The 501-nt window shown below is 57.9% G+C and carries 1 protein-coding gene; it reads right to left on the bottom strand.

Going from position 1 to position 501, the window contains the following annotated elements; translation table 11 throughout:
- A partial coding sequence (locus J5224_RS35520) for a 3-phosphoshikimate 1-carboxyvinyltransferase (RefSeq protein ID WP_413544783.1) occupies positions 1-501 on the bottom strand: 501 nt, incomplete at both ends.

Genomic DNA, 501 nt, shown 5'->3' with positions numbered 1-501 from the left:
ACATCGCCATACGGTGATCGTTGTAAGTACCGATCTCGGCAAAACGTAACTGCGGGGCAGGCGTAATGCGAATATAGTCATTACCCTCTTCCACCGTCGCACCGACTTTGCGCAACTCTGTCGCCATGGCGGCAAGGCGGTCGGTCTCTTTTACCCGCCAGTTATAAATATTGCGCAGCGTCGTGGTACCGCCCTCGGCAAACAGCGCCGCGGTGGCAATGGTCATCGCCGCATCGGGAATGTGATTCATGTCCATATCGATAGCATGCAGTTCAGCGCGCTGACACTCGATATAGTCATCACCCCAGCGGATAATCGCACCCATTTTTTCCAGCACATCGGCAAAACGGATATCGCCCTGCACGCTGTTGCGCCCCACGCCGGTGACACGCACGGTTCCGCCTTTGATGGCAGCGGCGGCGAGGAAATAGGACGCTGAGGAGGCATCGCCCTCCACCAGATACTCACCCGGCGCACGGTATTGCTGGTTGCCCTGCACGC

The organism is Candidatus Symbiopectobacterium sp. NZEC135, assembly GCF_025962695.1.
This window is presented reverse-complemented; position numbering and strand designations above follow the sequence as displayed.